Source organism: Bartonella sp. AA74HLJMH, assembly GCF_042197045.1.
GTDB lineage: Bacteria > Pseudomonadota > Alphaproteobacteria > Rhizobiales > Rhizobiaceae > Bartonella.
On sequence record NZ_JBHIRJ010000001.1, the window covers coordinates 40,962 to 60,880 of the forward strand.

Annotated in this window: 14 protein-coding genes and 1 pseudogene; 10 read left to right on the plus strand and 5 right to left on the minus strand. The window is 36.4% G+C overall.

Annotated features, from left to right (window positions below):
• Positions 1 to 4 precede the first annotated feature (4 nt).
• Genes zwf through edd form a run of 3 tightly spaced genes read left to right on the plus strand, consistent with a single transcriptional unit; the run spans position 5 to position 4,119 of the window.
• The gene (gene zwf, locus ACFINH_RS00175) at positions 5 to 1,477 is read left to right on the plus strand and encodes a glucose-6-phosphate dehydrogenase (protein ID WP_375631534.1); all 1,473 of its coding nucleotides are present in this window, start codon (positions 5 to 7) and stop codon (positions 1,475 to 1,477) included.
• A gap of 10 nt (positions 1,478 to 1,487) precedes the next feature.
• A complete protein-coding gene (gene pgl / locus ACFINH_RS00180) occupies positions 1,488 to 2,240 on the plus strand; it encodes a 6-phosphogluconolactonase (protein WP_375631536.1) in 753 nt (250 codons plus the stop codon).
• A 55-nt stretch (positions 2,241 to 2,295) separates the two neighbouring features.
• Positions 2,296 to 4,119 (plus strand): phosphogluconate dehydratase, encoded by a 1,824-nt coding sequence (edd, locus tag ACFINH_RS00185; RefSeq protein WP_375631538.1) that lies wholly within the window; start codon positions 2,296 to 2,298, stop codon positions 4,117 to 4,119.
• Between the two features lie 66 nt (positions 4,120 to 4,185).
• Here the strand turns inward: edd and folD are convergent, their stop codons facing one another.
• Positions 4,186 to 5,085 carry a bifunctional methylenetetrahydrofolate dehydrogenase/methenyltetrahydrofolate cyclohydrolase FolD gene (folD, locus tag ACFINH_RS00190; protein ID WP_375629801.1) on the minus strand — a complete coding sequence of 300 codons (900 nt, stop codon included), beginning with the start codon at positions 5,083 to 5,085 and terminating at the stop codon, positions 4,186 to 4,188.
• Positions 5,086 to 5,400: 315 nt separating this feature from the next.
• Between folD and ACFINH_RS00195 the strand changes: the two genes are divergently transcribed.
• The gene (locus ACFINH_RS00195; protein WP_375631541.1) at positions 5,401 to 7,281 is read left to right on the plus strand and encodes an AsmA family protein; all 1,881 of its coding nucleotides are present in this window, start codon (positions 5,401 to 5,403) and stop codon (positions 7,279 to 7,281) included.
• A 319-nt stretch (positions 7,282 to 7,600) separates the two neighbouring features.
• Here the strand turns inward: ACFINH_RS00195 and ACFINH_RS00200 are convergent, their stop codons facing one another.
• Positions 7,601 to 7,744: a hypothetical protein gene (locus tag ACFINH_RS00200; protein ID WP_273790383.1), complete on the minus strand. Its 144-nt coding sequence runs from the start codon at positions 7,742 to 7,744 to the stop codon at positions 7,601 to 7,603.
• 235 nt (positions 7,745 to 7,979) lie between these two features.
• Between ACFINH_RS00200 and ACFINH_RS00205 the strand changes: the two genes are divergently transcribed.
• Positions 7,980 to 8,723: a 16S rRNA (uracil(1498)-N(3))-methyltransferase gene (locus tag ACFINH_RS00205; RefSeq protein ID WP_375613542.1), complete on the plus strand. Its 744-nt coding sequence runs from the start codon at positions 7,980 to 7,982 to the stop codon at positions 8,721 to 8,723.
• Between the two features lie 68 nt (positions 8,724 to 8,791).
• Entirely contained in the window at positions 8,792 to 10,165 is a 1,374-nt protein-coding gene (locus tag ACFINH_RS00210; RefSeq protein WP_375631543.1) for a glutamate--cysteine ligase, read from the plus strand.
• A gap of 980 nt (positions 10,166 to 11,145) precedes the next feature.
• Here the strand turns inward: ACFINH_RS00210 and ACFINH_RS00215 are convergent.
• Positions 11,146 to 11,744 (minus strand): annotated as a pseudogene (locus ACFINH_RS00215) (type ISP restriction/modification enzyme); the annotation flags it as partial.
• 797 nt (positions 11,745 to 12,541) lie between these two features.
• Here ACFINH_RS00215 and ACFINH_RS00220 point away from each other — a divergent pair.
• A complete protein-coding gene (locus ACFINH_RS00220; protein WP_375631545.1) occupies positions 12,542 to 13,897 on the plus strand; it encodes an L-cystine transporter in 1,356 nt (451 codons plus the stop codon).
• Positions 13,898 to 13,904: 7 nt separating this feature from the next.
• Here the strand turns inward: ACFINH_RS00220 and ACFINH_RS00225 are convergent, their stop codons facing one another.
• Positions 13,905 to 14,783 (minus strand): methyltransferase, encoded by an 879-nt coding sequence (locus ACFINH_RS00225; protein WP_375631547.1) that lies wholly within the window; start codon positions 14,781 to 14,783, stop codon positions 13,905 to 13,907.
• Positions 14,784 to 14,978: 195 nt separating this feature from the next.
• On the opposite strand from ACFINH_RS00225, the gene ACFINH_RS00230 reads away from it, so the two are divergent.
• A complete protein-coding gene (locus tag ACFINH_RS00230) occupies positions 14,979 to 15,764 on the plus strand; it encodes a ComF family protein (RefSeq protein ID WP_273790388.1) in 786 nt (261 codons plus the stop codon).
• 47 nt (positions 15,765 to 15,811) lie between these two features.
• The gene (grxC, locus tag ACFINH_RS00235; RefSeq protein WP_375612081.1) at positions 15,812 to 16,066 is read left to right on the plus strand and encodes a glutaredoxin 3; all 255 of its coding nucleotides are present in this window, start codon (positions 15,812 to 15,814) and stop codon (positions 16,064 to 16,066) included.
• Positions 16,067 to 16,086: 20 nt separating this feature from the next.
• Here grxC and ubiG read toward each other — a convergent pair whose 3' ends face one another.
• Positions 16,087 to 16,830 carry a bifunctional 2-polyprenyl-6-hydroxyphenol methylase/3-demethylubiquinol 3-O-methyltransferase UbiG gene (gene ubiG, locus ACFINH_RS00240; RefSeq protein WP_375631550.1) on the minus strand — a complete coding sequence of 248 codons (744 nt, stop codon included), beginning with the start codon at positions 16,828 to 16,830 and terminating at the stop codon, positions 16,087 to 16,089.
• 191 nt (positions 16,831 to 17,021) lie between these two features.
• Here ubiG and ACFINH_RS00245 point away from each other — a divergent pair, with 191 nt between their 5' ends.
• On the plus strand, positions 17,022 to 18,278 hold the full coding sequence (locus ACFINH_RS00245) for an aspartate kinase (protein ID WP_375629782.1): 1,257 nt from the start codon (positions 17,022 to 17,024) through the stop codon (positions 18,276 to 18,278).
• Positions 18,279 to 19,919 lie beyond the last annotated feature (1,641 nt).

Consider the following 19,919-nt stretch of genomic DNA (forward strand, 5'->3'; position numbering starts at 1 on the left):
GTTCATGGTGCGTAAAATTATTCCAGTTTCTTCCTTTGATTGTATTGTTTTTGGTGGCAATGGTGATTTGGCGTTGCGCAAGCTTTTGCCGGCTTTGTATCATTGTCAGTGTGCTGGGCAGTTCAGTGAGCCAACACGTATTATTGGGGTTTCGCGCACTTCCTTAAGTTGTGAAGAATATCAAAATTTTGTCCGCATTTCTTTAGAAAAACATATCCATCCAAAAGATCTAAATTCAACAGAATTCAATCGTTTTCTTGCACGTTTAACTTACGTTTCTGTTGATGTTACCTCAAATCGAGGGTGGGAGGATTTAGCCCTCCTTCTGTCACAAGATTCAGCGGATATTCGAGCTTTTTATTTGGCTGTTGGTTCGTCACTTTTTGCTGATATTGCGATGAAGTTGGAAAAAAATGATTTGGTGACACCACAAACACGGATTATCATTGAAAAACCAATTGGTTGCGATGTAAAAACAGCGGTTTCACTTAATGATGTATTTGCAAGCGCCTTTAATGAAGAGCAGATCTTTCGTATTGATCATTATCTTGGGAAGGAAACTGTTCAAAATTTAATGGCATTGCGGTTTGTTAATACACTTTATGAACCGCTATGGAACTCCAATTATATTGATCATGTTCAAATAACCGTTGCTGAATCTTTAGGGTTAGAGGGCCGTACAGAATATTATGAAAGCACTGGTGCTCTACGCGATATGGTTCAAAACCATATGCTACAATTACTTTGTTTGGTTGCGATGGAAATACCATTTACCAACAGTGCTAATGCTGTGCGCGATGAAAAACTTAAAGTTTTACATTCTTTAACACCGCTTGATGTCCATAATGTAGGGCAGCATACTGTACGTGGGCAGTATCTTTCTGGTCTATCAAATGGTATATCGGTAGAGTCTTATTTTGATGATCTGGGAAGAGTGAGTAAAAGTGAAACATTTGTAGCACTTAAGGTTAAGATTGATAACTGGCGTTGGGCTAATACGCCTTTTTATTTACGAACAGGTAAGCGCATGTTCACGCGAATGTCTGAAATTGTTGTGGTTTTTAAACCTATTCCTCATAATATTTTTAATGTGGGTTTAGATGAAATTTTTTCTAATCGGCTTGTAATTCGTCTCCAACCTGATGAAGGTGTAAAACAATGGTTGATGATTAAGGATCCAAGTTATGGCGGTATGCGGTTTTGTCACATTCCATTAGACATGAGTTTTGCTTCTGCATTTTCTGAACGTAATCCTGATGCTTATGAACGTTTATTAATGGATGTTATTCGTGGAGATCAAACACTGTTTATGCGTCGTGATGAAGTTGAGGCTGCTTGGCGTTGGATTGATCCAATCATTGAGGGATGGGAAGCAATACAACAGCCTGTTCACAGTTATAACGCTGGTTCGTGGGGGCCGTCTGCTTCGATGAGCCTCATGGAACGTGATAGGCGTATATGGAACAATTTAGTTTAGAGCAATAAGTATGTATAGAATGAATATTGACCGTTTAGATTTTGAAACCCCTCAGACTTTAGCCTTGGCATTAGCAGATCGAGTAGCCGCAGAGCTTAGTGTATCTGTTCTTGAGCGTAAGAGAGCAGTTTTAGCGGTGTCTGGTGGTAAAACACCAGAATTGTTTTTTCATTATTTGTCAAAAGCGGATATTGATTGGCAAAATATTATTATCACTTTGGTCGATGAACGTTTTGTCCCTACACACGATGAACGTTCAAATGAACATATGGTACGGTGTCATTTGTTACAAAATTTTGCCGAAAAAGCACGTTTTGTAGGGCTTTATCATAAAGCAATTACTGCTGAACTTGCTGCTTTTTCAGCGGCGAGTCGTGTTAATACTTTGCCTAAACCCTTTGATGTTGTTGTTTTAGGAATGGGGGAGGATGGACATACAGCTTCCTTTTTTCCTGATGCTGATCGTTTAAAGCAAGCGCTTGATCTTCGAACGCAAGCACTTGTTTTACCCCTTCATGCCAAGAGCGCTGTTGAGCCAAGACTCTCACTAACTTTGCCAGTTATTATGCAATCTCGTTGCGTTATTCTCCATTTCGAAGGTTTTCAGAAACGCGATTGTTTTGAAGAAGCTTGTCAAGACGGGTCTGAAATAGAAATGCCTATTCGGGCAATTTTGCGTAATTCCCCTCATCTCGTTCAGGTTTATTGGTCGCCTGCAGAAAATGAAATAAGTGAATCAAAATATGTGACACAAAGTGAATAAAACGTAATCTCTCTCAATGAATGAGGGGAAGAAACAATGAAAGGGGGAGAGAAATATGGCACTTTCCAAGACAATTGCTACAGTTACACGAAGAATTTATGAACGTTCTCGATCAACACGAGAAATTTACTTAGATCGTATTGCGAAAGCACAAGTTCATCGCCCCAAACGGAGTTTTTTAGGATGTGCCAATCAGGCTCATGGCTTTGCTGCTTGTGGTGCAATAGATAAAGAGCGTTTGAAGGGAAATATCGTTGGGAATATTGGCATTATCACGGCATATAACGATATACTTTCAGCACATCAACCTTTTGAAAAATTTCCTCACTTAATTAAAGAGTCGGCCCGTATGGTTGGTGGTGTTGCACAGGTTGCAGGTGGTGTTCCCGCGATGTGCGATGGTGTTACGCAGGGAAATGCGGGGATGGAGCTTTCCCTTTTTTCGCGTGAAGTAATTGCAATGGCAACAGCTATAAGCTTATCACACGATGTCTTTGATGCAGCATTGTATCTTGGGGTGTGTGATAAAATTGTGCCAGGTTTATTGATTGGTGCCCTAACATTTGGTCATTTACCAGGAATTTTTATAGCAGCTGGTCCCATGACAAGTGGTCAAGGTAATGATGAAAAAGCGAAGATACGTCAACTTTACGCGGAAAATAAAATAGATCGCCAAACACTTTTAGCATCAGAAGCACGTTCTTATCATGGACCAGGAACATGTACATTTTATGGAACAGCTAACTCTAATCAGGTGATACTGGAGATGATGGGGCTTCATATGCCTGGAGCTTCTTTTATTAATGCGAATACACCGTTGCGTGATGCTTTAACAAAAGAAGCTACGAAACGTGTACTTGAAATGACAGATCTTGGTGATCATTATAGTCCACTTGGTATGATCATTGATGAGCGTTCTTTTGTGAATGCCATTGTAGGATTAAATGCAACAGGAGGTTCTACCAATCATGCGATTCATTTGATTGCTATGGCTGCTGTTTGCGGTATTAAATTGACATGGCATGATATTGCAGAAATTTCATCCGTTGTGCCTCTTTTAGCGCGCATTTATCCTAACGGTTTAGCAGATATTAATCATTTTTACGCTGCGGGGGGAATGGGATTTATTATTCGCGAGCTTATCGAGGCAGGCTTGGTCCATGAAGATGTTTCTACGGTTTTTGGTAAAGATCTCAATGCTTATGCAATTGAAGCAAAGCTTTCTGCTGATGGTCATGTGGTGCGTGAAGCGGCTCTTAAGGAGAGTGGTGATCATAAGGTGTTAGCGGGGTGGAGAAAGCCATTTCAGCTTGATGGTGGTCTTCGTGTTTTATCAGGAGATTTGGGAACAGCTATTATAAAAGTTTCCTCTGTTAAACCAGAGTATTGGCAGATTAAAGCACCAGTCTTTGTTTTTAATGATCAAGAGGAACTACAAAAATCTTTTAAATCTGGAGTGTTGCATAATAAAGACTTTATCGCTGTTATTCGCTATCAAGGACCAAAAGCCAATGGTATGCCAGAGCTTCATAAATTAACGACCATTTTAGGCGTTTTACAAGATCGCGGTCAAAAGGTAGCATTGATAACCGATGGGCGTATGTCAGGAGCGTCAGGAAAAATTCCTGCTGCTCTCCATGTGACACCAGAAGCAGTGGATAATGGCCCCATTGCACGTTTGCAGGATGGTGATATTGTTTTTCTTGATGCTCATGAGGGTAAATTAACCCTTTTGGAGGATTTAGCAAAATTTAACGCGCGAAAAATCATATCTCCGGATCTTTCAAAAAACGAACATGGTATTGGACGCGAACTTTTTCATGTTTTTCGTCAATCCGTTAATCGTGCAGATCAAGGGGCATCTGTTTTTATGACATGAAAAATGCAAAAATAAATAAGCTGAATCATATACAATGAAACCATATACAAGGAATTGTTACAATTTTTAGAATTTTGGTATCGGCAGATTGTGTGATCGCGCGGCGGCTTTGAGTGTATTAACCATAAGCATGGCAATTGTCATTGGTCCAACGCCTCCAGGAACAGGGGTGATCGCAGCAGCTTTTTCTTTTACGTTTTCAAAATCGACATCACCAACAAGACGTGTTTTCCCTATACCTTTTTCTGGTGCAGCAACGCGGTTAATACCGACATCAATAACAATTGCACCATCTTTTATCCAGTCTTTTTTAATCATTTGTGGGCGGCCTACAGCTGCTACTAGAATATCAGCGCTTCGACACACATCATCAAGGTCACGGGTACGACTATGGGCAATTGTCACAGTGGCATTGGCTGCTGTTAAAAGGGCAGCCATAGGTTTTCCAACAATATTAGAGCGTCCAACAACGACAGCATCAAGTCCAGATAAATCTCGTCCACAGTGTTGTTCAATCATCATCATGGCACCAGCTGGAGTGCAGGGAATAATTGCATCTTCAAGTGCATTTGCCGCGAGTTTTCCTACATTAATATAATGAAAACCATCAACATCTTTTTGGAAAGCAACGGCTTGTGTTATGCGATTTGTATTCATATGAGCAGGGAGAGGCAGCTGTACCAAAATACCATGAATTTTGGGATCAGAATTTAATGTTGCAATAAGTTGAAGGAGTTCTTTTTCTTGCGTTTCTTTGGAAACGACATGTTTGATTGAAAGAAACCCACATTCTTCGGCTTTTTTATTTTTTGAGGTGACATATACTTGACTTGCAGGATCATCTCCAACGATAATAACAGCGATACTAGGTTGTATATTATAGTGATGGCGGAGCTTTGCTGTTTCGGCCTTAACTTTCACAATAATCTCTTCAGCAAGTTTTTTTCCGTCGATAATATTATTCATTCAGAGATCCTTTCGGTAAGGCTGTTTGTTTTTTTTGTAAAGCATTTTCTAATAATACGATAGAGTTTTATAGCAATATTCATATGAGAACAGTAAGAATGGTTTTATAATGTTGTGGATTTATAGTTTTGAAGACTTTTAAATAATTGCTTTATAAAGAAGCAGCAACATTGCTGTTTGAATAAATTTTGGATAAAGAACAAAAATAATGAAGATACAAAGTGGATATAGTGAATTATAGGATTATAAAAACTTTTTATGATCATTTAAGTTTGTTTTTAATCTGTTATAGGGGGATAAGTATAGAGGGATAATGTGCGCATCAGAATAATAAAATTTTTGAGCGGAGTTTTTATTACAATTATCTTTTTATTTGGAGTGGGGATTCTCGTTTTACCTTATCTTATTTCTACAGATGCGATTCGTATTCGTTTAGCGCAGGATTTAAGTGCATGGACGGGTTACAATGTGCAATTGCGTGATCCACCGCGGTTACATCTTTTTCCTTATCCTAAAGCATTTCTTTCTGGCGTTACTTTAACATCAAAAATGGATGATGTTGCGCCATTAATGGAAGCTGAATCAATAGAAGTTGATCTTTCTGTCGTCGATCTTCTTTGGGGACATATTTCTTTTTCAGAGACGCGGATTATGCGTCCTCAATTTGTTATGGAAAAGCCTGTTAAAACAATAGCAGATTTTTTTGATCGGTTTTCTCGCTCACAAGGTGCATTAGGGGTGGCAATACGTAATACGCGTGAAATATTAAAACATAATCCTGAGCATCCAGAGATAGAGCACCTTTTAAAACAACCTTTTGGACGGATTGTCATTAAAAATGGTGTTCTTGTGTATCACGATAGTTTTTCAGGAGTAGCAGACAAAATAACAGGATTAAATGCAACTTTAGATTGGCCGGAATCAACTCAGGAAGTACGGTTACGTGCAGATGCGCGTTGGCGCGGAGAGTTTACAAAATTATCACTTGATGCTTCTCAAGCATTGCTGCTTCTTGCTGGAGGCAAAAGTCATATTAGGGCAAGTCTCAATTCTGTACGTGGGGGAATAACTTTTACAGGAAAGGCTCGATTATCTGAATATTATATTTTTGACGGAAAAGTGTCAATGCGTTCTCCTGGATGGAATCAGACATTGTCTTGGGTTGGTGGAAATCAGTTTTGGGGACATAAATTAAAAATACCCATTGTATGGGAATCTCATTTTTTAGCGCAGCCAATGCATATCCAAATGAACAATGTTACATTTACGATGGGGAAAGCCAATGCGCGAGGAGCTTTAAAACTCGATTTTCAAGATTATGTACCAAATGTCATGGGCTCTTTAGCCTTTGATAATCTAGACCTTAGCCTCTTGGGTTCAATGTTTTTTTCAGGTAAAAAGAAAAATGCCTGCTTTGACATGAGAACTTTTGATTGTATTGGCGTGGATATACGACTTTCTGCGCCACAAGCTAAAATAGGAAATATTTCACTCACAAATTTAGCTGCTGCAATACAAATAAGAGATGGTCATGGTATTTTTGATCTTGGACATGCGAATATTTTTGGTGGATCTGTGCAAAGTAATATTGAAGTTACCTCAGCTGGACAGAAAGTGCGTATTGGAGGAAATATTTCAGGTGCTTCTATTGATATGCAGGAGACTTTAGAAATCTTGGGATTTATTCCATTTATACAAAGCAAAACGAATTTTACTGCAACGGTACGAACACTTGCTGATTCTTGGCCAGAAATTTTTACGAAAATGCAGGGTGAGTTAACACTGAAGATGTCTTCTGGTCGGCTATTAGGATATGATCTGAATGAATTACAAACAAGACTTTCAAATAAACAACAATTTCTTTTAATGAATAATGATACTTTTTCAACAACATTTGATCACTGGGATATTCAGACAAGCTTTTCAGAAGGTATGATGAAGGTAACAGAGTCATTAATGCGTACAGCAGACTTGAGCTTATCCATTCAAGGAACCATTGCAACTGCTATTGCGCAAGGGAAGGAAAATGAACTGATATTACAGGCACAACTACGCAAAAACTATAGATCAGAAACTTTATGTAAAGATGTCCAATGTCTTGCTAATAGCCTTGCATGGCCTTTTACATTTTCTCTAAGCTCTAAAGGACAAGATCGTGGTAATTTTTTAATTACAAAAGACACTGATACAGATTGAGTATTATTTTTCGTCTATACAACATTTTATTTTATAATTATAACTCATCTATTTACAATCTAGAGTTGTTTTTAAATTTAAATAAGAAATTCCACTATCGTAAGATTCTCTCATTTTAAATCTATTCGTGATAAAGTCATAAAAATTGCCCTCTACGTTATAAGCGTGGTTGGTATGTCGATAAACGAGTGAAGAGAGGAAGAACAACGCTTCTTATAAAATCTTTCAAATACAAGAGATTCATAATATTGATGCAAATCTTAGAAGGCTGCTAGCAATATTTTGTTGCACTAAATTTTTAAGGGATGTTGGCCAGTGCTTATTGAATCGCAGAAGAAATACCATAGCCATCTTTGGTAATTGTATGCTTCCCGTCGGCTCCAACAGAACCAATTCCCACTGTAATCAAAATAAAGGCTAAGAGGGTTGTAATCGTAATAATTGTAGCTTTTTTAGCAGACATATTTTTCCTCCACGGATGCATCAATGACTGAATGCAAAGATGAATGGTGCATTATTTAAACTTTTATGAAAGCAGAATCACTTAAGGATCTATAAGTTCCTATTATTATCTCATAAAGCTAAAAAAACTCTATAATTCTTTAATATATTATAGTTCTATAGATATAATTTTTTCTTTTTGCTATATATTTTTCTTCATTTTCTCGATGACGATAGTGAGCATTGGCAAAATTTTTATGCGCATAAATTATAAACTTAAAAGATTATTTATCCGACAGACATTGGCTTTGAATGAAGAAATAAAGATAGAGGGGGCACAAGCTTCTTATCTTATGCATGTTTTGCGTATGAAAGAAGGAGCAGAAATTTTACTTTTTAATGGACAGGATGGTGAGTGGCTTGCTAAACTTATCACTGTTAAGAAAAAATTTGTTGTGGTTCAGCTTATCCATCAAGAAAGATTACAAACGACGCATTCCAATCTTATTTATTGCTTTGCTCCACTCAAAAATGCGCGGTTGGATTATATGGTGCAGAAAGCTGTTGAAATGGGGGTATCGATTTTGCAGCCTGTTATAACGCATCATACGCAGGTTACGCGTATCAATATGGCGCGTATGGAAGCCAATGTTATTGAAGCTTCTGAACAGTGTGGAATTTTATCTCTTCCTGAATGCGTATCGGCTCTATCATTAGCAGAACTTTTAGCACAGTGGGATGAGACACAGCCTTTATTCTTTTGTGATGAAGAGCATAAATCGCATAATCCATTACCTTCTTTTAAAAAGCGTGACGTTACAACACCTGGTATTCTTATTGGACCGGAAGGTGGCTTTAGTGAAGAAGAGCGGAGCTTTTTAAAAAAACATCCTTTTGTGGTTCCAATATCACTAGGTCCGCGTATTTTACGCGCTGATACTGCCGCTGTTGCTGCTTTGGCTCTTCTTAATGCTACCGTGGGGGATTGGGCAATGGATTGAGAAATCTGTAAAATCATTCTAAACAATTTATTTAAGATGATGATACCAATTATAGGATACGGTAAGTTATGGCGCTTGATATAACTGATGAAAGTGAAATTTATAACTTAGATTCTTTGGTTAGCTATTTCCAAGGGGGGTATAAAGCAGAAGATGATTGGCGCATTGGTACAGAACATGAAAAATTTCCGTTTTATAGAGATGGTTTTCACCCTGTTCCTTATGAAGGAGAGAGGGGAATCCGAGCGCTTTTAGAGAGGATGCAAAGCGCCTTAGGATGGAAACCTATTTTAGATGAAGAGAATATTATTGGGCTCGTAGGATCAGTTGATCAGGGAGCCATTTCTTTGGAACCTGGGGGACAATTTGAATTATCTGGTGCACCATTAAAATCAGTAAGCCATACATATTACGAGTTGATGGAGCATTTAACTCTTCTCAAAAAAATTGCAGAACCATTAGGTATAGGTTTTCTAGGTCTTGGAGCTAGTCCAAAGTGGACTTTAGCTGAAACGCCGCGAATGCCTAAATCACGTTATCAGATTATGACTGATTATATGCCTAAAGTGGGGTATAATGGTCTTAATATGATGTATCGCACATCAACAGTTCAGGTTAATCTTGATTTTTCATCTGAAAGTGATATGCGGCGAAAAATGCAAGTATCCATGAAGTTACAGTCCATTGCAACGGCATTATTTGCAAGTTCACCTTTTACAGAAGGGCGCCCAAATGGCTTTTTATCGTGGCGTTCTGAAATTTGGCGTAATACGGATAATCAGAGGACAGGCGTTCTGCCCTTTGTATTTTCTGAGCGTTTTGGTTTTGCTGATTATGTTGAATGGGCCCTTGATGTTCCAATGTATTTTGTTGTGCGTGATGGTTGTTATTATGATTGTACACACATAACGTTTCGTCAGTTTATGAATGGAGCATTAAAAGGACAAGTTGCAAATTCAATTCCAAACATGGGAGATTGGATTAATCACTTATCAACGTTATTTCCTGAAGTCCGCTTAAAAAGATTTTTAGAAATGAGGGGAGCTGATTGTGGTTCTTGGAAGCGCATTTGTGCGTTGTCGGCTTTTTGGGTTGGGCTTCTTTATGATAGGGAAGCACTTAATGAGGCAGAGGCTTTGACAAAAGATTGGTGTTTTGAAGAAGTTTTAGAGTTGCGCCAACGTGTTCCTAAAGAAGGGTTAAGAACACCTTTTCGTCAAACTATTCTTTTAGAGTTAGCACGTCAAGCTCTCGCTATTGCTCGCAAAGGCTTAAAAAATCGCAAACAGTATGATACGAATGGTTTTGATGAAACAAATTTTCTTAATCCTCTAGAAGAGGTTGTTGCAATGGGACAAACAGATGCTGAAAAATTTTTGTCCCATTACTATTCTATTTGGAATGAGTCGGTAGAACCTTTATTTTTAGAATGTGCCTATTAAATTTGAAGCAAAGATACTTCCTACTTTTTTAAAAATGCATATAACCGTGGTGGTTCATTCACTCATTTGCTCTAGAGAGCATATCCTACCTTGCTTTTAACATTTCTCATAACGGAAAGGATACAATACAAAAATTTCTTGGGGAGTGTGATTTTTATACCCAATAATATCACGATATTTCCGTAATCATAATGTTGTCCCTTTGTACAAAAGATAGTTCATAAGAGATAAAGCTTATTATCAAACATTTTTTATTCACTTGGCTAAGCCTACTTATGAATAGGTCTGAAAATTATATTTTTTACTTTTAAAAGGGATAAAAAATATAATTTGCGGCTAATAGTCAATTATTATAATTCAATATACGATGCTTATATGAAAGAGTATTTTATTATACAAAAATTACGATATCAATCTTTCAGTGCGCTAAAAAGACAGTAGAAAAAATACCGATAGATCTATGTATGTATAACTCAATTTTATTTTTATAAAAAAAGAAATATATTATGTAAATAGATAGAAATAAAGATTATTATATATAATGAATGTGTTAATTACATCATTAAATATTGATAAATAAAAAATATTATCTTCATAGAGTTATATGAAATTATAAGCTATTCATAGATAAGAAATAACTATTTGTATGCAAAGGGGTATTATATTAAAATACTATTATTCTTGATAAAGAGGCACGAGATAAAGAGATTGAGCTTGTAACGAATGAGTGTTTGAATACGCACAAAAATTCAAAAAAGCACAACATTTCTATAGCAGAATAATCTTTATCAGTATGAGCGCAACTTATTATAGGCAATTAATTATCCCCATACATTGTAAATCTGCTGTAAGACTGCTTTTAATGCTTTAAACTGTACTATTCATAAAATTTATAATATTTGTAGGCTTAAAGCCTCTCATTTTAATCATATATCCTCAGTCTTTTCCATTGTTTTCATTATCTAGAAATTTGTAATCGTCTTTGTTATGCTCTCACTAGGATAAGCAGCTTTAAAATGTGCTCGTCCTTCATCCGTAATGGCATCACGCCTCTGTAAACCAGATGTTTTTCTTTCCTTTATTGAATTTGCAAACAAATGGGATTGTTTTTCATCATGAACAGTTACAGAGATTCAACGTTTTTATAAAGATACCGTGGAAAGCATTGACCTGTATCTATTGCATCTAGATTAGGCAAATTCTTAGCTATCAATACAGAAAAAACGCTTCGTGCTCCTATGCCTGTAATTTGTATCATCCTATTTTCAACTTTTTGTCCTATCAGGACTATACGAGGCATTTGGTAAATTCCATCGTTGAGATTCCGATTATAATAAAACCACTGTTGCGTAAAAGGATGATATGAACTCTGAGTGAGGCATGCCTCTTCAAATTCAAAAACCTTTCCTCTTATTAGTTCTTGCGTAACATTATAACTCCAACTTATCTTTTTTATATCTAAAGTGACAAAATTATCTATAGCACGTGCACGTGTTGTTCGATCAGCATATGAATAGGTATCGTTAAAACGTTTTACTGCGCTATTATAAAAAGCAATCATATTATTTATATTTTCTGCTCAAGCTCCGCCCTCCAATGTTACGGCAACTCTTGCATTAAGATGTTTCATAAGAGGTCTTTCTACTCCTTTCTTATACATTTTTACTCATACGCCAGCCCTGCTTGTGACGTTCAAGCAAATGATTTTGATTGATTCAAGATAAACAGGTTTGAAATGAGAGAATCTTACGTTATTCGGGACTCTCATTTAATATGCAAAACAGTAAATTATCATTATAAATCAACATCTTGTCTTTCAAGGCCTTTTTATGACTATAAAAAGAGCTTTGAAAAATAAAAAAGTTTTCATTGAGAGCAAAGAAAGAATGTATAAAAAGTATTTTCAATAAAATAATTATATTTGAAGTGCTGATCAAAGCTATTGAGAGTGCAGTCCATAAAATGAGCAGAAGTAGCTTGTTGGTGTATTTTCTAGAAAAATCATGAATGTTCGATTGTTAATTCATCCTTGCTTGGAAAGCTCGCTTCAGTTCAAATAGAAAAAGAGAGAGGTAAGGAGATTTATAGGATAAGATATGCTGGAATTATTCAGTATTAAGATGCAATGAATGCTGCTTATATTTCTCTTTTTTAACTATTTTATGAGAGTGAAAATTTAAATAATAAGAAAATAATTTTATTTATTTTCTTTAAACAGTTATTAGTAGATAAAAAATTCTCTTTTAATCTATAAATTAAAAAAATAATGATTTTGTAAAAGCCTTGTAAGCTTTATAGGTTAATTTTAAATATCATGCATTGATTTTGGATTATGCAGATTATTTATGTCAACCATAATAATAGTGAGCATAGACAATGACATTTAATTTTTTCGTCAATTTATTTCTATTTGTTATTTTTTTATTGTTGGTTTTTCAAAGTAAGAAAATGCAATGGAGTCTTTCACTACGTGTTATGCTATGGCTTATCCTTGGCTTGATTTTTGGAAGTGTTTTGCAGTTTATTTATGGAGAGGGTGAAAGCACTTTATTGAAATCCGTTGAATGGTTTAACATTGTCGGTGAAGGCTATATTTTATTGTTGCAAATGATTGTTATGCCACTGGTTTTTATCTCTATCGTTTCAGCAGTTGCTCATTTACATTCTGTTTATGCTGTCGGAAAGATGAGTATAATAACAATTTCAATATTGCTTTTTACAACGGCTCTTTCAGCATTGGTTGGTGTGCTTGTGGTTAATTTTTTTGGATTAACAACCGATGGTTTGGTGCATGAAGGGCAAAATGTTTCTGCTCTTCTTGAAGGTCATATTTCTAAACTTGGAGATATGAATATACCAAAGATGATTTTGTCTATGATTCCTAAAAATCCATTTGCTGAGTTGAGTGGAGCTAAACGTACGTCAATTATTAGTGTTGTGATTTTTGCGTCATTTTTAGGTGCATCGGTTCTTCTTTTAAAGAAAGATGAGCCAGAAAAAGGAGAAAAAGCGCTTTTATTTATTCAAGTGGCACAAGCTTGGATTATGCGGTTAGTCCGTATTGTGATTGCTTTGACGCCTTATGGTATTTTTGCACTTATGACGAAAGTAGGAGCAATATCGCGTATTGCAGATATTTTAAATTTACTGGTTTTTATTATTGCTTCTTATGTCGGTATTATTTTAATTTTTGGAATTCATGGTGTATTGCTTGGTATTTCTGGGATTAATCCCTTTCGTTTTTTCAAAAAGGTTTTACCAGTTTTAACATTTGCTTTTAGCAGTCGTTCAAGTGCTGCAAGTATTCCTTTGAATATTGAAGCGCAAACACAGTGGATAGGTGTACCACAATCCATTGCGAGTTTTGCAGCTTCTTTTGGGGCAACAATTGGACAAAATGGTTGTGCTGGTCTTTATCCAGCGATGCTTGCGACCATGATTGCACCATCTATGGGTATTAATCCTCTTGATCCTACTTGGATTGCTACGCTTATTGGTGTTGTAACGTTGAGTTCTATTGGTGTTGCTGGTGTGGGGGGAGGTGCTATTTTCGCTGCATTGATTGTGTTACCAATTATGGGGCTTCCTGTTACTTTGGTTGCTGTACTTATCTCTATTGAACCGCTAATTGATATGGGACGGACTGCTCTAAACGTGAGCGATTCAATGATAGCTGGAACGGTCACCAGTCAAATATTACGGACAACAGATAAAAGTATTTTTAAAAAATAATTTTAGATTATATTTTTTTGGGCTGTAAAACATCTGTAAGAGATATTTGCGCTGAACCAGGTTGTAGCGGTTTTTGTTGATTGGGATGAGGAGCCCAACCAGAGAGCCAGATGAAAGAAAAATGTGCACGAATACGTCCATCAGGATCACTAAATCGTTGTGCATAGATTTCAGCTGCGCGGAGAAAAAAACGTTTGGATACAGGGCGTCGTGAACGATTGATGAGTGCATTTTGCATTCCCATAGCTTTAAGATCGTGCATAAGGTCAAACATTGTATTATAACGTATTGTGATATCTTCAACGTCTGCTACAGGCAGGGCAAAGCCAATACGCTGTAAAAGAGCGCCTGCATCACGAATGTCGGCAAAAGGGTAGATTCTAGGGCTTGCTCCATCATAAATTTCACTTTCAGCTTGCAGCAGGCTTTCGCGCAATTCTCTTAATGTACCAGCTCCTGCCATAACAGCAAGAAATAAGCCATCTGGTTTAAGGGTATTTTTTATCTGGCTTAGAACACCAGGGGTATCATTGGTCAATTGTAATGAAAGAAGTGAAACAATAAGGTCACAGTAACTTTGAGGTAAATCAAGAAATTCTCGATGACGTAAATGAAATTTTTTATCATGGCTTTGATAAAGCGTATCGGTCTCAATGCGTTCTATGGAACAAACTTTTCCAGATTTCATTAAAGCTTGCGCAGCAAGGTCTGTATGGCTGTGTAAATCAAGAGCTAATGTAAAGAGGCGATCAACAGTGCTAAGGCGTTTATAGAGATCTTCTGCCATGTGAGAGAGTAAAAAGTCACATCCTTTTTTTGCTTTTTGAAAGGCACGTTTTCGGAATTGTTCAATGCGGTTATGATCAAAAATTAAAGGATGCGACATATTGTAGAACACTTTCGATCTATGAAAGAATATATTTTGAAAAGGTTCATTATTTGTGCAAGCTCTGTCAAGTTTATAATATGAAAGAAATAAATTTATAGAAGGTAAGAGTTTTTAAAGGAATTAAAATTATAAATTGAGGAAATACAAAGGAACTTTTGTTCTGAGGGAAACTTGTAAAAGCCTAAATTTATAATGTTGTATTTTCGAGAAGCGGCGTTAAATAGCGGAGATATACTAAGTAAGTTCGTTGAACGCTTGAAAACGATGCTTTATCCACCAATTTGTCCTGGATGTAAGCAAAATGTTTCTACTTATGGTACGATTTGCTCCGAATGTTGGAAAGATCTTCAATTTATCACGAAACCTTATTGTCCTGTTATGGGGACTCCTTTTGTTTGTGATATGGGGGATGGTTTTCTTAGTGGTGAAGCACTCCGTAACACCCATCCTTTTTCACGTGTTCGCTCAGTCATTGTTCATAAAGGGCTTGCACGAACTTTAGTAACGCGCTTAAAATATGGTGATCATATAGAATTGGCATCATTTATGGCCAATTGGATGATGTTTGCTGGACGCGAGGTTATTGATGATTGTGATGTTATTATTCCCATTCCATTGCATTTTCGTCGTTTTTGGGAGAGGCGTTATAATCAATCTGCTGAGCTTGCACGTTACATTGCAGCATCACAAAAAAAGCTTTTAAAACCGAGTTGGCTTGTTCGTTGTCGGCATACCCGTCCGCAGGTTAGTCTTTCTTCGAGAGAGAGAAAACTTAACGTAAAAAATGCTTTTAAGGTTTCGCATAAAGTTAAAAAATATCTCAAAGGATGTTCTGTTTTGCTGATTGATGATGTATTTACAACGGGTGCAACAGTTACAGCAGCAGCTGCTGCATTAAAAGATGCAGGTGCACGACAGGTTGATGTGCTAACATTTTCGCGTGTTCTCAAAGAAGATTCTATTTTTCCCTCTTCTTAAGAGGAATTTAAAATGAATATTATTAAAAAATATTGGAGGATAATACTATGAAAGAGGTAATAATTTATACACGCCCTAACTGTCCTTATTGTACAAAAGCACGTGATTTGCTTAATAAAAAAGGCGTAAAGTATACAGATATTGATGCTTCCACATCCCTTCGCCAAGAAATGGTACAGCGTGCAAATGGACGTAATACATTTCCACAAATTTTCATAGGTGATTATCACGTTGGCGGTTGTGATGATCTTTATGCTTTAGAGGCTGAGGGAAAGCTCAATTCTTTATTACAAGGCATATAATATTTGTAAATTACATATTCTTAAGACCGTTTTGCAAGAAGGAGATAGTTAACGCCCATGTCTTTTGAGCGATTCCAGTTGTCGTTTAATGGGTTATAAGTAATACCTATCTCATCAATGACAGTCAGAGCGTTTTTTGATAAGAAATTTTTAAGTTCTAGAGGTTTTAGGAATTTTTTATAATCGTGGGTTCCTTTAGGAAGCCAACGTAGAATATATTCAGCGCCTACAATAGCAAGCCCCCATGCTTTCCATGTGCGGTTGAGTGTTGAGACAAACATCAACCCTTGTGGTTTCAACATTTTTGCTGTAGCTGCTATGAAGAGATTAACGTCAGCGACATGTTCAACAACTTCCATATTAAGGATAATATCAAATTTTTCTCCTTCATTGGCAAGTACTTCTGCTGTCGTCGTGCGGTAATCAATGGAAAGGTCATTTTGAGCAGCATGGGTTTTTGCGACTTCAATATTTGTTTGTGCAGCATCAACGCCTACAACCATAGCACCAAGACGTGCCATTGGTTCAGATAACAAGCCTCCTCCACAGCCAATATCAAGAATTTTCAAATTGTGAAAGGGCGTAAGTGAAGAAGGATCACGATTAAACTCTAAACAGATTTTTTCTCTGATGTAAGCAAGGCGTGTTGGGTTAAATTGGTGAAGAGGTCGAAATTTTCCTTGTGGATTCCACCATTCTGTAGCAATACGTGAAAAATGATCAATTTCACTTTGATCAATAGTTGTTTGTGTTTCATCGATCATGTTGCCTTCCTTTTATTTTTAATGATCAGGTCAAGTAGATTTTATACAAAGTCAAGAGAAATTAATATAATCATAATGAAACTTGCACAAATGATAGATATTCGCTATGTCGAGAAAATGGTTAGTTGATACAGCATCTAATTCTCATTTTACTGTTTGAGATAAGAGATGTAAAGGTAAGAGTGTTATTAATGGCGCGCATTGTCATGAAATTTGGTGGAACATCTGTAGCAAACATGGAATGTATTCATAATGTTGCACGGCATGTCAAAAGAGAGGTTGATGCAGGCAATGAGGTAGCCGTTGTCGTATCTGCGATGGCTGGTAAAACAAATGAACTTGTTCAGTGGACAAGTGATGCTTCCTCTATGCATAGAGATGCTCGTGAATATGATGTTGTGGTTGCTTCTGGTGAACAGGTTACGTCAGGTTTGTTGGCTTTGACACTTCGAGAAATGGGGGTGAATGCACGTTCATGGCTTGGTTGGCAAATTCCTATTCATACAGACAATGCGCATGGCCGTGCACGTATTACTAATATTGATGGATCTTTTTTAATCGAGTGTTTTCAGGAAGGTCAGGTTGCCGTTATTGCTGGTTTTCAGGGGTTATCTCCGGATAACCGGATTTCTACCTTAGGGCGTGGGGGATCAGATACAAGTGCTGTTGCTATAGCCGCTGCTGTACAAGCTGATCGCTGTGATATTTATACGGATGTGGATGGTGTTTATACAACGGATCCACGTATAGAGCCGAAAGCGCGTCGTTTACCAAAAGTAGCTTTTGAAGAAATGCTAGAAATGGCTTCTCTTGGTGCAAAGGTTTTACAGGTTCGTTCTGTTGAATTGGCAATGGTTCATAAGGTTCGTACCTTTGTGCGTTCAAGTTTTGAGGATCCTGATGCGTTAGGCATGGAGGATCCAATGAGTTCTTCTGGAACACTTATTTGCGATGAGGATGAAATTGTGGAACAACAAAATGTTACTGGTATTGCTTTTGCTAAGGATGAAGCACAAATTTCCCTTCGTCGGCTTGCCGATCGTCCAGGGATTTCGGCAGCAATTTTTGGTCCCTTGGCTGAAGAAAGCATTAATGTTGATATGATTGTGCAAAATATTTCTGAAGATGGCTCAAAAACTGATATGACTTTTACTGTACCATCATCAGATGTAGAAAAAGCCGTTACACTTCTTGAAAAGAATCGCAAAGAAATTGGATTTGATGTTCTCCAGTTTGAAAGCGATCTCGCCAAGGTATCTGTGATTGGTATTGGAATGCGTAGCCATGCAGGTGTTGCCGCTACAGCATTTAAGGCTTTGGCTGAAAAGGGTATTAACATTCAAGCAATTACGACCTCAGAAATTAAAATTTCTATTTTGATTGATAGTGCTTACACTGAACTTGCGGTTAGAACATTACATGCTGTTTATGCACTTGATAAGGGATAAGTATTTTTTAGTTTCAACAGAGTTTCAATAACGTAAAGCTTTAATATATATTAATAATTTTTGTTAAGGATATTTATATTTTTAACTTAAATGGAATATTTAATACAGCAGGACTCTCTCATTTTAAACTTGTTCATGATGAATTTAAAATGGTCACTTATACATTACAAGAGAAAGATGTTTGGGTAAAAAACTGTTTAAGAAGGGATAAAAAATATGCCGTCTATAAACGTTTTAGAGCCTATAGAGTGAGATGGAGAAGACTTTACGATAAGCCTTAATAGAACTAAGGAACAATGCACTGCGTTTATTCAAAGAATGCATGTTACATGAGGGACAGCCTCGTGAATACAGATTTAATATTATAAATCTTAGAGAAATGGGAGCTCATTGGATTAGTGATGGAATTACCAAAATAGAATTGATGATGTATTTTCTAGAGATGTTTAGTTTGTCATCAAATGATTGTTTATGACTTTATGTATATCTTGAAAATTTAATTTTTTCCATATTACGAGGCAATAAAAAAATATATCTCTATAGATAATATTTATGTTGCACTATAAGTTATAAAATTACCATGTCTTATGCGTTTATAGCTTTTTCAGAAGTACTTTTCATAAAATCATGTAAATATAGATCAAAATTAATGATAATGTTATAGTGTGTTGCTTTTATGATTTTATTACTTAAATTTTTTTTCATGTCTATTTCTTTTTTTTGAATTATGATTAAGATTTTCAAAGTTTTTGATACCTCCATATGTTTTTTAGGTTAACTTTCTTCCCTTAACTACTCTATTATAAGTATTTTCTGTGTCATACTGCCAATCACACATGAAATACATTCTTTCGTTTTTGCAGTATATTGTGCTAGTTTCTTATCATGTTTACATATTTTGCAAATGGTGGTCTTTGTAAGTAAAGCTCTTCTTGTGAGAAATATAGCCATATTATTTTACTCTTCTTGTATTTTATATGGCGTTGTATAAATTCGAAAGTCTGGGAAATATTGCTTTTTAAATTATCTATGAAGAGTATTTTATGGTATCAAGAAATATAGAGTGAGCTCTTTAAACAAAAAGAAAATAAATATCAAATAAGAGCGGGAAAAGGGGAGAACAACGATATACATGCTCTATTTTTCCACCAATCATATGTTTTAGAATAGCCTAAATGACTAGGGTTTTCTTTTTTTCCGCGAGTTAATTACGTAAACTAGAGTGCTCCCTATGGAAGCATGCTTCAAGTTTAATTCTTTCATGGAGTGAGACAAGCGATGTGTCGATGATAAAAAACGGGAATATTTTTCCACTCCATTGTCAATCTAGTAGTGATGTTATGACGTTGTTATTCCAAATAAATCTTTTGTTTTTTGTTACCTGTATCAATATCTAATGTCAGTGCAGATGCATATTTGATGGTATATTGAGACGGATAAGGGGCCTACGAGCAACTCCTGTTTTTGTATACCAGATAGGAATAAGGATGTTGCGTATACCTGGTGGGGTAATTTCTGAAATGGAGATAAAACCTAATTGGGTGAGATGAAGCCATAAAAGTGAAAACCAACTTCCATTTTACAACTTCCTTTTAATTCTGCTTTACAATTTTCAAAGGTATTGACAGCAATATCTTTTAA

Coding starts and splice junctions, on each gene's coding strand:
- ACFINH_RS00220 (WP_375631545.1), top strand. CDS start 12,542: ATGACATTTAATTTTTTCGTCAATTTATTTCTATTTGTTATTTTTTTA.
- ACFINH_RS00210 (WP_375631543.1), top strand. CDS start 8,792: ATGGCGCTTGATATAACTGATGAAAGTGAAATTTATAACTTAGATTCT.
- zwf (WP_375631534.1), top strand. CDS start 5: ATGGTGCGTAAAATTATTCCAGTTTCTTCCTTTGATTGTATTGTTTTT.
- edd (WP_375631538.1), top strand. CDS start 2,296: ATGGCACTTTCCAAGACAATTGCTACAGTTACACGAAGAATTTATGAA.
- ubiG (WP_375631550.1), bottom strand. CDS start 16,830: ATGATCGATGAAACACAAACAACTATTGATCAAAGTGAAATTGATCAT.
- grxC (WP_375612081.1), top strand. CDS start 15,812: ATGAAAGAGGTAATAATTTATACACGCCCTAACTGTCCTTATTGTACA.
- ACFINH_RS00230 (WP_273790388.1), top strand. CDS start 14,979: ATGTTGTATTTTCGAGAAGCGGCGTTAAATAGCGGAGATATACTAAGT.
- ACFINH_RS00245 (WP_375629782.1), top strand. CDS start 17,022: ATGGCGCGCATTGTCATGAAATTTGGTGGAACATCTGTAGCAAACATG.
- ACFINH_RS00200 (WP_273790383.1), bottom strand. CDS start 7,744: ATGTCTGCTAAAAAAGCTACAATTATTACGATTACAACCCTCTTAGCC.
- pgl (WP_375631536.1), top strand. CDS start 1,488: ATGTATAGAATGAATATTGACCGTTTAGATTTTGAAACCCCTCAGACT.
- ACFINH_RS00225 (WP_375631547.1), bottom strand. CDS start 14,783: ATGTCGCATCCTTTAATTTTTGATCATAACCGCATTGAACAATTCCGA.
- ACFINH_RS00205 (WP_375613542.1), top strand. CDS start 7,980: ATGCGCATAAATTATAAACTTAAAAGATTATTTATCCGACAGACATTG.
- folD (WP_375629801.1), bottom strand. CDS start 5,085: ATGAATAATATTATCGACGGAAAAAAACTTGCTGAAGAGATTATTGTG.